Source organism: Flavitalea antarctica (assembly GCF_054461535.1).
This window is the reverse complement of record NZ_JBTLQG010000011.1, coordinates 96,773-113,273: the sequence shown is the minus strand read 5'-3', so window position 1 is coordinate 113,273 and position 16,501 is coordinate 96,773. Positions and strand designations below refer to the sequence as shown.

9 protein-coding genes are annotated in these 16,501 nt (G+C 42.4%); 1 reads left to right on the top strand and 8 read right to left on the bottom strand.

The window, feature by feature from the left end:
* Nucleotides 1-27 precede the first annotated feature (27 nt).
* From ACX0G7_RS12720 to ACX0G7_RS12705, 4 genes are all read right to left on the bottom strand, one after another.
* Nucleotides 28-2,802: a SusC/RagA family TonB-linked outer membrane protein gene (locus ACX0G7_RS12720; protein ID WP_458923860.1), complete on the bottom strand. Its 2,775-nt coding sequence runs from the start codon at nt 2,800-2,802 to the stop codon at nt 28-30.
* Between the two features lie 48 nt (nt 2,803-2,850).
* Entirely contained in the window at nt 2,851-4,677 is a 1,827-nt protein-coding gene (locus ACX0G7_RS12715) for a RagB/SusD family nutrient uptake outer membrane protein (RefSeq protein ID WP_458923859.1), read from the bottom strand.
* 18 nt (nt 4,678-4,695) lie between these two features.
* Nucleotides 4,696-7,806 carry a SusC/RagA family TonB-linked outer membrane protein gene (locus tag ACX0G7_RS12710; RefSeq protein ID WP_458923858.1) on the bottom strand — a complete coding sequence of 1,037 codons (3,111 nt, stop codon included), beginning with the start codon at nt 7,804-7,806 and terminating at the stop codon, nt 4,696-4,698.
* Nucleotides 7,807-8,471: 665 nt separating this feature from the next.
* A complete protein-coding gene (locus tag ACX0G7_RS12705; RefSeq protein ID WP_458923857.1) occupies nt 8,472-9,188 on the bottom strand; it encodes a FadR/GntR family transcriptional regulator in 717 nt (238 codons plus the stop codon).
* 256 nt (nt 9,189-9,444) lie between these two features.
* On the opposite strand from ACX0G7_RS12705, the gene ACX0G7_RS12700 reads away from it, so the two are divergent.
* Complete coding sequence (locus ACX0G7_RS12700) at nt 9,445-11,223, top strand: tetratricopeptide repeat protein (RefSeq protein ID WP_458923856.1); 1,779 nt, start codon at nt 9,445-9,447, stop codon at nt 11,221-11,223.
* Between the two features lie 69 nt (nt 11,224-11,292).
* On the opposite strand, the gene ACX0G7_RS12695 is transcribed toward ACX0G7_RS12700, so the two are convergent.
* The 4 genes from ACX0G7_RS12695 to ACX0G7_RS12680 are packed head-to-tail and all read right to left on the bottom strand — an operon-like array spanning nt 11,293 to nt 16,475.
* Nucleotides 11,293-12,627 carry an FG-GAP repeat domain-containing protein gene (locus ACX0G7_RS12695; RefSeq protein ID WP_458923855.1) on the bottom strand — a complete coding sequence of 445 codons (1,335 nt, stop codon included), beginning with the start codon at nt 12,625-12,627 and terminating at the stop codon, nt 11,293-11,295.
* Nucleotides 12,628-12,675: 48 nt separating this feature from the next.
* Nucleotides 12,676-14,793, bottom strand: a complete 2,118-nt coding sequence (locus ACX0G7_RS12690; protein ID WP_458923854.1) for a glycoside hydrolase family 36 protein — start codon at nt 14,791-14,793, stop codon at nt 12,676-12,678.
* A 14-nt stretch (nt 14,794-14,807) separates the two neighbouring features.
* The gene (locus tag ACX0G7_RS12685; protein WP_458923853.1) at nt 14,808-14,978 is read right to left on the bottom strand and encodes a hypothetical protein; all 171 of its coding nucleotides are present in this window, start codon (nt 14,976-14,978) and stop codon (nt 14,808-14,810) included.
* Nucleotides 14,979-15,014: 36 nt separating this feature from the next.
* Complete coding sequence (locus ACX0G7_RS12680; protein ID WP_458923852.1) at nt 15,015-16,475, bottom strand: glycoside hydrolase family protein; 1,461 nt, start codon at nt 16,473-16,475, stop codon at nt 15,015-15,017.
* Nucleotides 16,476-16,501: the final 26 nt, after the last annotated feature.

Here is a 16,501-nt window from a genome sequence, read left to right as displayed (position 1 = left end):
AATACGTTTAATGGCAAGTTGATTTGTTTAAAATGTAACTGTTATGCCTGCTGCAAAAGTTTTAAATAAAGGGAAATCAGATATTCCTGCATTTAACGATTCGGGATCCGTTTTGTCTATTTTGGAAAAGGTCAAAAGGTCCGTTCCATATAGGAAAAACCTTACATCCTGGCTTTTGATCTTACTTAGCCATTTGGAAGGCAAAGTGTAAGACAATGCAACGTTCTGTAATTTCAGAAAGCTATTATCCACTATCCAATAATCAGAAGTCTGAAAATCATTTGCACCAGTCCCTGTGGTTAGTTGCGGGTGAGCTTTACCATTTGGAAGGCCATCATTCACCACAGTAGAATATTTTCGGGTTGAATTGACCTGGTAGAAAGGGTTATTCAGAAGAGACTTATAATTGCTAAACCCCATAAACTGTGCATACAATTCAATGCCTTTGAATCCGAACTTAAAGTCAGCACCATACATGATCCGGGGACTATTGTTCCCGATGATGACCCGGTCGTAACGGTCAATTATTTTGTCTCCGTTAAGGTCCTGGTATATGATGTTTCCAACCCTTAAAGATGCATTGTCTATAAATGAAAGGGAGGGCAAACTGCTGGCACCTGCTTTGATCTGATCGATGTCCTGTTGTGAATAAGTACCTACAGCCTTATACCCGTAAATTGCATCTTCTGGTGTTCCCTGCTGGGTAAAAGCAGGATCAGGCGTTTCGTCAATCAGTATTCTTTCGCTTTTGCCATAAGTAAAGTGCCCCCCGACCTGGTAGCTAAACGCGCCAAATTTTCCTGCATAAGAAACTTCTGCTTCGATTCCTTTTAAGCCTTGCTCTCCGTAGTTAGTGAATGGCAAAAACGCAGGCCCCCCGAGAATTCCAGGAACGAGGTTTTCTTTTTTACTTAGCAGATCAGTTTGCAGGTATTCGAAATAAGAAAATTTCCAGCTCAGCATTTTAAACATCGTTGCCTCAAGGCTCAAATCAATCTGCCGTTGTTTTGGCCAGTCCAGCTCAGCATTTCCAACCTGGTTTAGCTGACTTGTAGGTGATATAGATGAGGTGTTAAAAGAATAATTGCCTACACGGGTCCATGACTCACGCCATTGGTTAGGAGCAATATTCCCATCACCCATAATTCCCCAGGAGGCATTCAGTTTTAAAAAATCAAAGAATCCCAAGGCTTCTACAAACTTTTCCTTTGACAATAACCACCCCACACCCAGTGCAGGGAAGGCTTTGAACCTGTTATCAGGTGTATAACTTTGTGAGCCGACATAATTCACTGCTCCTTCAAAAGTGTATTTTCCATCGAAAGTATAATTTGCACGAAGTCCAAGGTTCTGACGCTTATAATCCTGCAGATCTCCGGCATACACATTTTTTGAAATGAAATAGATCAGATCAGCATCGATCGCATGCTTACGCTCCGTGACGCGATACGATATGGTATTAATGAAACCCCATCTACGCCCATAGTCATCATCAGCAAGGGTTTGGGCCGTTGCTTTAATTGGTGCCTGGATAGTATTGTATGCAGCCGCAGTTCCATCAGGATTGAAAGCTGTTATACTATAAATTCCAACGGTATTTAGTTTCTGACGATTCTGCTTATGATAGAAGTCAAATGAATATGCGGGTTTCCAGGATAATCCTTTCAGAATTTTACCCAGGTTAATGTCGAAACTCAGGTCAGTTTGCATTCTCAGGTAATTTTCCTCGGTATAACCCCGTTGCACCTGGTGGGCGTAAGGATTGTCCCGAAAAGTTGCGGTTCCACCGGCACTATCTCCTCTCACAAAAATAGGATAGGCATTGGGGTACCGGGAAGAAAGGGTTCCTAGTATCGGGCCTCCCAATTCACCTGGGTATTGCTTGTAAGCAGCGTAGCCGGCGAAATTGGCATGAAGCGTTATAGCATCTGAAAATTTAGAATCCAGGTTTCCCTGGAGGTTGAAAACAGAAACACCTCTTGGATTCGTGGCAAACTTCTCATAGTCCCCCTCATTTTGGTAAGCCCCGTGAACGTAATACTTTGTTGCGGCGTTTCCACCGTAATATTCAGCGGCCACCCGGGTAATATCCATTGAAGTGTTTAAAAACTCGTCGTAATAATCCACGTTTGGATACTGCAACGGCCTGGTACCATCACGGTATGCATCCAGTGCTGCCTGGCTATAGACCCCGGTAGAAATTTTATCATTAGAAAGCGCCTGGTTATAGGCAGTGGCAAAATCATATGCGTTGAGATATTCCGGCAATACGGTAGGCATCTTGATACCCCTTCGTACAGAAGCATGAAATTCATTTTTCATGTTCTTTCCTCTTTTGGTAGTTACCATCAGTATGCCATTTGACATGCGCCCTCCGTACATTGCTTTGGATACAGCGTCCTTCAGTAATCTTATTTCTTCTATCTGTTCAATGTCATATGGATTTAACGGACGCTCGATTCCATCTACCAATGTAATATAACCGCCAATACTTCCTCTCACATAAGAAGTGAAATTATCTTCCCCGGGGTTTCCGTTATTCTGCAACATAAACAAACCCGGCATACGGCCAGCCAACGCTTCCTGGATCATTAAGCTGGGATAAGTTCGCAATTGATCACCTTTTACAACGCTCATGTTCCCCACAAAACGATTATAGTCCTGGCTCGTATACAATACATTCACCGCTTCAATCCGGGCTACTTCTATAGTATCAGAAGCAGCTTTTGTCTGAGCGGTTACCCATTGCTGTGAGCACATAACAAGTGTTACAAGTAATATATTTCTAAAACGATATTTCATATCTCTTGAACTAAAATTGAAAAAATTGATTACAGGATATGCACATTATCACCATCCTGGATTTTGATTAAAATTTGGTCCAAGGAAAGTATTACTTGGATTGATAGGGAACAGGTAATGCCGGTCAAGGTATTTCAACTGTTGATTATCGGGCATTAACACTTGTCGGTATTCAAATGTATTGGCTGCGGTGCGCCTGATATACAAGGCTTTTAAAGTGGTTGTATTAAGATCAGTCAGTAATTTCCATCTTCGTAAATCATAAAAACGTTTGTCTTCCAGGCATGTTTCTACACGGCTTTCATTCCGCACCACCTGCTCGAAATTGCTTTCCGATCCAATCATGAGCCATGGTTTCGAATTGTCATAGAGCGGCATATTGGCCCGGGCCCTGACTTTATTAAGAGCGCCAACTGCTGTAAGTGTAAAGCCGTTAATCCCGGTTGGAACGGCAGTGGGTCCCCAGGCACGGTTCGCTGCTTCAGCGTAGAAGAGATATAAATCTGCAAGACGGATAATATTCCACATTACATAACTGGAACCTCTCAAAAACATAGCATCTGAATACAGCTTATAATTGTAATATCCTGTAACTGTCCATCCTGCATTCAATGCATTGCTCTGACATTCCTGGGCTGGGACATTATTGTATGACTCATTCCAGATCTCTACAGCTCTTCCTGAACGCTGGATGGTGGGGTTAACATGTCCGTTATACATGAACGTTAGCGCGAAACGAGGATCACGCCCGGTGTGATTGATACCATTTCCGGTGAAAGGAGTGCTTCTATATTCAGCACTATTAGGATCAACTGGTTCGCCGTTGCTCCATTGAAACGATTCTGCCAGGTTTTCTGTGGGCGATTCAGCACCTGCTGTATTACTGCCAAATGCAACTGATCTCGGGCGTGTATAATACGGCCCGAAATCGAAATTCTGATTCCACATACGGCCGAACAATACTTCATGAAGCGCTTCTTCATTTACATCTACAAACATATTTTTCCAATTAGCGAGATTCACCAAACGATAATAACCACTTCCTTCGGCAACACTCAGTGCCTGTCCCGCTGCTATAGCAGCATCCTGCCATAATTTTTTATCCCCGCCCGGATTGGAAAAGGGGCTTGCCGCCCATAATAATGCTTTGGCTTTATACGCTAATGCAGCAACTTTTGAAGGTTTACCCCAAACCGCGTCTTCCACCACCATCGGTAAATACAATGCTGCACTGTCAAACGAAGTAGCAATTTTCTGAGCTGTAACGGTATAAGAGTCGCGGGGAAGATCCATATCCTGTGCAGGATCGAGTGGGTAATCTATCCATGGCATTCCACCCCAACGCTGCAACAATTCAAAGTAAAAATGACCGCGTAAAAAATATGCCTGGCCAAGAATGGCATCTTTTTGTTCCTGGGTTGCGACTGTAAGCTGGTCAATATTTCTGATCGAAAGATTAGCAACCCTGATAGCTCTGAAGAAAGTTGAAAACCTCCTGTAATCGCCTTCATTCCAATAAACCGGGTCTCCACTGTTATAATAGTTATTCCCTTTACGGTTACCATTGCCGCTTATCCAGTCAACATTCAGCCCGGGGATAGTATTGTCTGATAGCTTTTCCCTGGTACCGTACACCGATTTTCCATAGTAATCATTATAGTTAGGATTCGTGGTATTAATGATGTTATTATCATCGAAATAAGCACCACGAACATATAGTTGATCAATGAACCGCTGACTTTGTGTTAAGTCAGTGAATATCTGATCCTCGGTAAAGTTTACCGAATCAGGAACCTGGTCCAGATACTTTTTACATGAGCTTAGTTGAAAACTACAACTAAGGATAAAAATAATGGCGGCAATCTTATTTTGCATTGCAGTTTTTTTTTAGGTTTAGAAATTTACCTTTATAGACATTGTAAACCTCCGGGGAATGGGATAGAATGAGAAACCGACATTCGAAACGGTACTTTCGTTTTCAGGATCTCCCCAGATAAAATCCGGTGCCCATGTTATCAGGTTGGCTCCCTGCAAAGCCAATCTTGCAGATGACATTCCTACCTTTTTCAGAAAAGGTCCCGCAAAATTGTATCCCAGTTCGGCAGTTTTTAAACGGGCATATTTGGCATTCTGTAAAGCTTTATTTCCCGGGCTCCAGGCGCCCATGGCACCATACTTTGCATCTGTGTTGTCAGGAGTCCAGACATCATCTGAATTCTTTATCATCACATACATTTCTCCGGGATCATTGGTCCATAACGGATTAGTGTAACCGCCGAGGTTACGCGTAACATTATAGGCACCTTGTATCATGAAACTGAAATCAAAACTACGGTTGTTGATACCTGCTGAAAAACTAAACGTTCTGTCAGGGCGATCACTGTACCCTGTTGGTACAGCATCATTACTGGTGGTGGCATCACCATTAAAATCCAGAAGCATATCAGCTCCAACTGTCATTAAACCTGTTTGACGCAGGGAGTAATTGGCGATCGCATCAACATCACCATAATATCCGATATTCCTGGCGGTGGCATTAAAGTTGAGAGGCTTACCTTCACGTTTCTGGTAGTCTGGTGTAAGATCGGGATCATCCTGGTCGATGACACGGTTCTCATTGAAATTGAAATTCCCTTTCACCCAGAAGTTAATCTTGCTGCTGATGGCACCATTATAACCGGCCTCCAACTCATATCCATGGCGTTCGACAGATCCGATATTCAGGGAGAGTAAGGTTTGACCGAACCAATCAGCCAGAGATCTCCTCGCCATCAATATACCCGTTCTTTTCTCCTGGTACAATTCAGCTGTAAAAGTGAACTTGTTTTTAAACGCCCCGAGTTCAAACCCAAGATTATGTTTTTGATTTCTCTCCCATTTGGCATCGGCGTTGGGAACATTTCCTTCTCTCACTGTGGGAAGAGTAGTTGTTGTGCCGGGAGGACCCAATATAGCATTGCGATAATTTGAGAAATCCGAAATATAAAGGTAGCCGGTACCGGTATTGTCATTTCCGGATTCACCATACGAATACCTGACTTTCAAATTATTAACCTGTGGTAGTATCTTTTGAAAAAAAGCTTCCCGCGCAATATTCCATCCTCCCGCGATGGCGGGAAAAAAACCAAAGCGATTTTGCGGCGCAAATTGCTCAGAACCAGAAATTGCCAGGTTGGCTTCAAGCAGATATCTACCCTCATAATCATAAGTGCCACGGGCAACCCAGTTTTCCTCGAAATGTTGGAAACCTGCTCCAGACTGGCTTACACGTCGCTGAAACAATCCCAGTCCGCTTACATTATGTTTTCCGAAGGAGTTTACATAATCAAACTGCCCGCTATAAACGTAATTGTAAGAAGGATCACCATTCCGGGTAAGCGCTGTTTGATAGGGTGGATTAATTGGAGTGTAATTATCTATTGTGGTACCTATATACCGCTCCCAGATATGTGTGTTACCGACCAAACGAAGTTGATATTGCTCGCCCTGGTAGGTATATCCGCCGCCACGGAAACTAACATCATTGTTATATGAGAATACTGCTTTAAAAGATAATCCTTTCAATAGTGCATCCAGCCTTTGAACCAGGTTGATGTCAGCCCCCAGCCTGTTATTTACAAAACGTGTGGTGCCTTTAAAGTTCTTGCGCATAAAACCGGGTACACTGCTTGGATTAATCAGATTCATGCCCACCCGGTCTCCTGTATTCGGAAAAAGTGGATCAGGATATTGTTCGAGGATTGAAGCAGGATAGATGTAAGGTGAAGCATAAGGAGCTGTGGTGTACAGGTTATTCATCACTGAAGCCTGGTCGCCCTGCCCATCATTACCACCCTGGCTCTGTGCACCAACATAACCACCAGACGATATGGCAATTTTAGTGGTTCTGGTTACATCGAAATCGAAATTCATCCGAAAATTGAGCCTGTCATATTTGAAAGAAGGATCATACTGTGTCTGATAATTCTTAGTAAGATCCCCCTGGTTGAGATATCCTAAAGAGATGAAGTATTTCGCGTTTTGGGTACCTCCTCTTGCCGAAACAGATATACGGTGATCCGAAGCAACCGGCTTAATCATAAGGTCCCAGAGATTTACATCAGGGTAGATATAAGGCATATCCTGTACCCGGTAATGTTCCAATATCTTTGCCCCCAATACGTTTCCATAAGCGTTTCTGTTGCGATACAGCATATCGCGCGCCGCAAGGGTTTTATAGGAATTCTCCTGAATGTTAGAATTAACGGGTGTTTTGAGGGTATGATCATACGAAGCTGAGATTTCCATCCGACCAGACTGTCCGCGTTTGGTTGTAATCAGAATTACACCATTTCCGCCTTTCACTCCGTATGCTGCAGTTGCCGAAGCATCTTTCAAAACTGAAATGGTTTCGACATCATTGGGATCTAAATCGTTTAGTCCTCTTTCAATACCATCCACCAATACAAGCGGCTGGTTATTGCCGGTAAACGATGATAAACCCCTTATGAAAATACGCGCGTCATCTGCCCCGGGTAAACCAGTTGCCTGAACGGTAACCATGCCTGGTACCAGCCCGGTTAGTGAGTTTGCGACGGAAGGTATACCCGACCGAACCAGCTCAACCCCTTTAACAGTAGAAATAGCCCCGACTACTGTAGGTTTTTTCTGTGTACCAAAACCTACTACAATTACTTCATCCATGCCACCGCCCTCTTCCTCCAGTGCGATGTCGTCAATATTTGATCTGCCTCCAATCAGAATTTCCTGTGGCTTCATGCCTATGTAGGTAATTACCAGTGTTTTGCTATTAGCCGGAATGGTGATTGAAAAGAGCCCGCCGGCGTCTGAGGTCGTAGATTGCTTACTACCCTTTACATTAATCGTAGCACCAACCAAAGGCTGACCCTCAGCATCTTTAACCTGGCCACTAATTCTTTTTGTTTGTGTATACGCGGATGAGGACAGTAAGAATAGCATAAAACTGAAGAAAAGCATCTTCATGCCGGGGCATTCAAGTCTCATATAGCAGTCAATTAGTTTTTAAGAAAAGGCTTTAGATAATTGGGTTCCACCGCAGATATCGGGTGAGGACACATGATATCTTACACAATATAATAAATATTGGTTAACCAATTATTGGTTGACCAAAATAATATAATTTTTCTGGAACTGAGATTTTGGCCACAACGTTCAGTTAGCCCGCCAATTACCTAACCCGGATTTCCTCCTCCTGCCGAACCGGGCAAAACTGTTCACGTAATAAAATACCCGAGATCAATCTCCGGTCATATTCCATTGCCTAAATATGCTGTGGTATACTACTGTACTTCAGAGTGTTTACTATAAACGGGGTAACGAAAAACTATAGCAACGTTTACGCACCTTGCCGTTGGTCATAATGGCAGTGCGTGTTAAATGTGCATACTCACTAAACTTAAAATTAGCGTCCTTTTCAGAGATCCGCATTACCTTAAACACTCAGTTCTGATACAATTCTAACTTTTTTAAAGAAAGAGCGCATGATTGGAGATATATAAATACAATTATCTGCGGAACAAATAAAGGTTTCCAGGATTATTGTGAACTATCTGCTGATGAATTGATGATTTTTACGGAGCAGAAGAAAGCGGGAGGATCTGAAACCATCCGTTGGCTTGCGGGGATCGACTAATGCTGTCTTGCGGGTATCAAAACAAAAGGCGTTTATCCATTGCTTCCTGCAAATGGTTCGCCATTGCTTTAGCCGCTATTTCCGGCTTTTGTTTGATAATGGCGTCTAAAATCTTATGATGTTCCGCGACAGCCCTTTCACCCCTCCTGGCTTTAAATAATTTTTTCTCTACTATATTTTTTATGACATCAGGAATCAAAATGATCAACAGGGACTCAATAACTTTGTTGCCGCCAGCTGACGCAATCTTCATATGAAAAAGAATGTCTTCATCAACAGCATTCTTGCCCCGCTTGACTTTCTGGTCGTATTCGCTAAGGGCGTCTTTCATTAGAATGATATCGTCTTCTGTCCGTCTTTCCGCAGCCAGTCGCGCTGCATTTATCTCCATGTAATATCTGCTCTCTATGAGCGAAGAAAAGTCTTCTTTATTAAAATTGATGATATCAGTAAAAATATTGTCCATTATTTTCAAACTGATCCCGGCTACATAAGTGCCACTCTGGGGGGAGGTCTTTAGCAAACCATAAAACTCCAGCTTCAATATAGCTTCCCTGACATACCCGCGACCCACGCCGAATCTTTCTGCTAAAATTCGTTCTGCGGGCAACCTGTCACCTGGCTTGAGCTTTCCCGTTACGATCAACTGGCGAAGTTTATTGATAATCTTGTCTACCGGAGTTTCCAACTGGATGGTTTCGATATTTTCCAAAGCTTTGAGGCTGACTTCCATACAAATTTATAATTAGCTATCTAAAAACAGGGAACTGGTTAACCAAAATTAAACAAAATACAGAAAATGCGCACTTAATTGTTCTGATCGTTAATGAATAATCCGCGGATGTAATAGATAAGCAATAAATTGGTTTGCCAAAACAGGGTTCTTGTCTGATCTTCCACTATTTTTAAGAGCCGGGCTAATGCGCTCAAAGTGAAATTAAGATTCCTGCTGCCCAAAAAAATGCTTTTTTATTATACTGATACGGAATATGATAACCAGTAAGAAACTAATCGTATTTTCAGTTACTGCAGTCTTACTGATAACAGCAGCCGCAGTATTTTTCTTTTCGTCAAGTCCATTTCGAAAAGAGTTACCAGTTCCTCCAGGCGCTTTAAATTATCCAAAAACAATAATTCAGCAATTAGAAAGCCAGTATCGTAAAGCGTATTACTTTACGTCAGCCAGGACTATTGGTACTTTGGGAATGGCATACCAGGCAAATTTGGAAAATGAAAAAGCAGCAATATGCTATCGGCTGGCCATCAAAAAGGATCCTCAACAATGGTTGTGGCATTACTATTCAGCAAAGCTACAGCTGGAACAAGGCGAACCACTGAAAGCCATTGCTGCATTTCACAATGTAGTAAACCTGGAACCTGACAATCTGTTGGCACGGTATTACATGGGAGAGGCCAATCAAAAAACCGGTGGTGTACGGGAAGCAATGAAAATGTTTTCATACATAATAAATGCTGAAGACAACCATCAAAATCTTAACCCTTTGCGGGAAACCAATTTTCCGGTTAAGACTTATGCACAATTTCAACTGGCACGGTTGTTCAACCAATACAATCAACCCGATAGCGCTGTTGAATTATTGACTCAAATCATTAGCGCACATTTGAATTTCGGACCTGCCTACCGCTTACTTGGCAGTATATATCTAAACAAAGACAGTATATCCATGGCAACCAGGTTAACAGTAAGGGCAAATGATCTGGCTGACTATTTTCCCCCTGGTGATAAGCATCTTGATGATATTGCCTTATTGTCCCGTTCTGAAGAATACCTGCTTAAACAAATTGATGACGCAATAAGAAGCGACAATTTTACCTGGGCCCTGACCTTAAGTGAACATGCACTTAATTTTTTACCACTGAACAGGCAGGTCATTTCCCACTATATCCGCGAGAACATTCGCCAGGGAAATAGCTCAGTTGCAAAAAATTACCTTGATCAGCACCTCAGCTTATATAGTAACGATCGCAAAGAATTGCTGGAGTTTATTGATTTGCTGTACGATAATGGTTTGCCGGAAGAAGCGTTACAATATTTTAATCAGCTCAGGATATTGATGCCGGAGAATCCCGTGTTACCTGTTTGGCTATATAAAAGAGGCAAAAGAACTGAGGGTATGAGTATCATAAATGGTATGCTGAAAAAATATCCACATGATGAAAATATCTTAGCTTCCGTAATTACTATGCTCCTGGAGGCAGGCGACATTGAAAAAGCAGAACAGTATTTAACATCTCTTAAAGCAAAAAATACCCAAAGTGCAGAATCGATAAAATTATCCGGCTTGATAGCAGAAAAGAAAAATGATCTGGTAACAGCGCTGCAGCTATACGAAGATGCCTTCAATGCCGGCGAAAAGAGCCTTACGTTTTGTAAAGAATTATCGGGCACATTCATGCGCCTCAAGAACTGGCAGAAAGCAGATGAGTATTTCAAACTTTCGTTGAATGTACACCCAAACGAACCAGAGTTATTAGAGAGCTACGGTAAATTTTTACTTGCCTGCCCCGAAACAAAATTCAGAAGTTTACCAGGTGCATTAGAGTATTCCGAGCGGGCGTTTATAAATGTCTACGGGAATTACGAAACCCGGCTGAGCGCGGGCAAGAACGTGGTGATCGGTTATATCTCCTCAGGAGACAAAAAGAAAGCAGCGTTTTTTATAAATCAAACACTGGCACTTGCTAAAAAAGGAAATCGCCAAGAAGAGTATATAGAATTTTTTAGAGCTCTGACGTCCGCACCTTAGCATCGTCCACAGCGCACATTACTTTCAACTAAAATCCTTTCCCGGATAATACCGGTCCGACACTGCTATTCAAGGCTGAAGTTTGCCATTATTTGTCCAGACACAAACCCGGCTCAGCCGGTCGTAGGGCGGATAGATATACAAGCCCCCGGTAACGAGATCCATCAATCCATCTTTATTCAAATCACAGATTTCAAGCGTGATTAAATGCGTCGGATTACTGGCAATATCTCTTTTTGTAAAGTTCATCATCCCATCATTTTCCAGCCATATCATGCTTTGTGCCTCTGGTTTTTTCCAGATGTTAAAAGCACTTACTGCAACAAGATCAATATCTCCATCGTTGTCAATGTCGGCCGGACGGCAATTATATGCCCCTACGAAGTTACAGATACGATGGAGCTCAAACTGCAGATCGCCTTTGTTCTCGAGCCACTGAATACCATGCCAGGGTCTTTCGGCAGGTTCAGTATAATTAAATGAGTCACCATTTGTATAAATGATATCCTCATCACCGTCCTTATCAAGGTCAGATAGAAATATACTGCTTGATCCAAAATCTTCATTGCTGGATCCCCACAGGATTTTGGTTGAAAAGATACCGGCTCCGTCGTTCAGATAACAATATATTTCCTCCCATTCCTGGCTTACCAGGGAAAGGATATCCAGGTCCCCATCGCGGTCGATATCGGAAATGATCACATTGATTGGACCCGACAGCTGCTGCAATGAATGACCTTTAAATTTCCAATGTCCCAGGTTTTCCATCCACTGCGTTTCGCCGTCATTATAACCAAATTGCGCAACAGCGAGATCTAAGTCGCCGTCTCCGTCCAGGTCACCCGCCCGCACATCCGAAACCCTTGCTATATTACCAGCTATAACATGTTTCTGAAACGTGATACCGCCACGACTTTCCAGGATTACGACTGATCCGATTTTTGCATTGTTGGGATAAAGTGCACCAAGTACGGCAACCACAATATCCTGATCACCATCTTTATCAATATCAACTACCTGCGCATGGGCGGGTGCTACGAGGCTGTCTGCTATCAGAAACTCTTTATATTGACCCCTGGGATACTGACGGATCCATGAAACAGAATTGTGCCGCGTGTCACAAACAATGATATCGGCCAACTGGTCCAGATCAAAGTCAGAAACATAAACATGCGAAACCTGGGGTGTATCTGCAAAAGGTTGTCCTACATTTACGACAGTTAAAAAATCAATTTTGGGAGCAGTACGTTGCGAGGAATCCCGGGCAGAAATATTTTGATTATTTATTGAATCATTGTTGACGGGACGTGAATCCGGGTCTGGGTTATGTCTGAAATTGAGAAAAATAACCAGAACGGTTATAGCCAAGATAGTAACGACGATAATGACTGTTTTTTTTCTCAAAGCAGATTGTTAGTATTTGGGAATTGCGTGAGCGTCCAAAGCATTTGCTTATTTCCTTTTGTCAATTTCAAAAAGCTCACCAAAGTATAAAGCGTCTGATTGTATCTCGAATCCTTTATTTTGCAGATCAAACCCACTCATGGTTTCAACAACCTTTCCCGCCATATTCTTCACTTCATATTGTGTGTCCGGCTCAAGGTAACCAATCTGTATTTTCCTCCTGGCCTCCGGTGCATGATGCCTGAATACTCCGATAATTCCCCCTTTTCCACTTTCAGTATTGATTCGTTGAAACCCATCCCATTGGCCGTCTGCCGGCTCACCAAAGACCGGAAGATCCTGCCGATAGCTCATAAAATCATGTTTGGTTTGCATCTGCTGCAACCAATCTGCGTACACACGATACTTTATCAATGCATCTGAAGTTAGTTTTCGCGGATCACCCAGCATAATTGGCAAAGATCCGGCTAAGGATTTTATATGCATCTCCCAACCTTTATCATCCATGCGGGGGTTCCCAATGACCAGGGCGGTAGCGGATACTGCCGGGGCTCGCCACCAGGCCATGTTACGAATGCGGAGATCGCCCACATCATCGGCCTGGTAAAAATTAGACAACCAGTTACCCTCCGCATGTTTTAACATAGCATAGTCTATCAACTGCAAACCACCCATGGCTTCAAAGGTGCAATCGATGAATAAATTGTTCTTAGCGGCATGCAATTCGTCAAAAAGCTCCCACATATAATCGTAATTGGTAACCAGCGATTCATGTTGATCTTTATGACCAGGATGATTAGTGGCATAACAACCAGACTTTTCAGGATTAAAAACATAAGCGCTGGTTACTACAGAAAAATCCAATTTGAGGTATTCAATGCCATTATCCTTTATGAGGGGCACCAGAATATCTTTAATGTAGTTTTTCCATCCGGTCGAAAAACAAGCTGATCGTATCTGATCGCCGTCTCCTTCTATATGCAAATTTGCATAGCGACCATTTTTATCTTTGACAAACCACTCCGGATGTTGGCTATAAACCCTGCTTTCCGGAGATGCACTACCAACGCTTACCCAAAGTCCTGGTTTCATACCAAGCGATTTGATATAATCAAAAACAGGCTTTAATCCATTAGGAAACTTTTTCTTATCAACTTCCCAGTCACCGAAATTTGTTTCCCATCCATCGTCAATTACAAACTCTTTCATCCCGGCGTCAGCAGCAGACTTAGCCAGTTCCCTGATCAACTTTTCATTGATCTCCTTTCTGAACGGGTGCCAGGTATTGTAAACAAAAGTCGGTTTTTCACTGAGCCCGGATAACCTGATCCCCATGTGTTTTCTTACATAGTCGGCGACCACCGTACTCATCAGTGCTTCAGGATTTTTCTGGTTATTGTAAACTATTGTGAAAACGTCGGGAGTGGCAAAAACGGTTCCGGGTTGCAGCCATTTCCGAAAGGGATACCGGTCATTCTTATGCGATAATCCGGCGATAATTTCCGCTGCGTCCCAAAATACCTGTGTGTTCTTAATCACTCCCGCAGCTTCATTACCAATAGCTACCCCTGACCCAATATCCGGATTATGGACAATCACTAAAGGATCCTGGCGGCTACCTGCAAACGGCCCAATCGATTTTCTGCGGCCGTAATCGCTGTAAATCCAGCTGTAAGTGGGAGCCAGGTATTTGTTAGTGGTAAGTTTTTCGACGTCTACAGACTCCAGCATCATTGCTTTATCAGTCAGGTTTTTAATTATCAATTTTTTCCTGATTACCGGTAATGCCGGGTACAACAAAAGATTAATGATCAGCTCAATTTTTTTATCAGAGCTAACCAGGGTTATACCGGCACCCTGACCTTGCAGCGAATCGGTAATGGCCTGGATACCCTTCAAAGTCCATTTGCTTTTTCCTGTATACGACTGACCGTTCATTTCAAATGAAAAATCCGAGTCCGCAGTGGTGAATAAATTAAAATCCCCCTTCTGGGGCTGATAGGTTTGAGTGAGGAGGTGTCCCTGTTTTCCGGGTAGCTCAATGGTTCGCTTTACCTGCCCGTTATTAAGGGTAAGCAAAGTGTTAGTCCAGCTGGCAAAAGCAGTTGTTTGTGCAAAAAACATGGATGGGCAGATAAGGCACAGAACAAATAATCCGACTTTCATTTAATTATAATTTTTTACCTGGTACTTATAGTGCCATTATTTCTGATTTGGATCAATTTCGATTGCGGGCTCAACTGCTGCCTGTTGACATTGATGTTATCTAAATCAACCAGCCGGCTATCATCAAAATAGAATGCGGGCCTTGCTTCTCCTTCAGCGTAATTAACAGAAATATCTTTCATCATAACAGCAGTATAAACTTTGAAAGGTCTTATTCGTTCTTACTCAAACTTTATATTCGTAGTGAAAGAATTGACATCCATACCAGCATCTGACAAGGAACCCACGGCCGTTCCACCGAGTTTAAAGTTCCTGAAAGTAATACCATTAACAGGGCTTAAAGCTGTGCCATAAATATCGCCTTCATCTGGATTTTTATCATCAATGGTAAGATTTTCAAATAACCAGTTACTAACCGTTTTCTTTGCGGAAGTCACGACCAGGAACTTGTTGGTATTGTAGCTACTAAGTTTAGGGTGTGATTCTATACGCAGATTTCTGAAAATGATATCACTTATTTTGACGGCATTGCCTGAAGCTCCGCCATCTACCAATATTACCCCTACTCCGCCATCTTTGCCGATGAGGTTGATATTATCGAATTGGATGTCGGTTGTATTCTTCTGATCATTTAACCAATACAATCTACCCCACGGACCTCGCCACGCTACAATATTGGTAATCTTACAATTTGAAGCACCATGCGACATGAAAATATCATCGTTATTAAAAATAAAACAATCATCAATGATATGATTATTGCCATTCACCCAAAAACCATCCGTGTTACCATTCCATGAAACCAATTTCAGATTTCTGAACTGATTATCGTGGGTAAGATTATCGCTATTGTAAATGGGAATCGTCCAGCCACAACTGTTAGCAATAATAAGGCCCTCCATTTGCAGATTGCTTACACCATTTCCCTTAATAGCTGAATGTGCACCCAACCAGGAGATGTCGGTAGATTCATGTTTCCACTCCCCCATCGACAATATTCCGCGTCCCTTAATGTTTACATTGGACGTATTATATGGAATAAGAAACGAACCTTCAACCACTGCGCCAGCAGCTATGTAAACACTTTCATTTGACTTTATAGATTTTTGCAAACCGATTTTATGTACACCAGGTCCATAATAATAAGTAGCTTTTGTGTCCGGTACGTCCGGTGCTTCAGTAAAAATGAACAAGGGATTTTTACGATCATTCACCTCCACAGATATTTTTCCTGGCTTATTCAACGTAAAACTTATTGAGTTGCCCGAATGAACGGGGATAATGCCGCTGTTCAAGGGTCTTATTGTAACATTGCCAGCCATTACAGCATAGGTTATTTTCACTTCTACTGCGGTTTCGGTAAAAGCGAAGCTTGTAAAAGATGCTGATATCTGTGGCTTGGCAGGACTACGAAAATATTTGTCTACCCAATAATTATCCGTCTTGTATACGAAACATTTTTGGAAAGCCGACTCGCCTTTCCTTCTCACTTCCACGATATAGTCATTGCTCTGAGTTAAGTGTTCAACCGTGGCCAAACCAGCACCGGGGGATGGATATACTTCGAGCTTACCAGTTATCCCAACACCAGGTTCATCCGGGACCGGACTATCTTTTGTATTGCTGCAGCTTAATGACGAAAAAAGCAAAAGACAAAATAACAGGTTAATAACTTTTATCACAATTACAATCGGTTTTAGATGTTTAT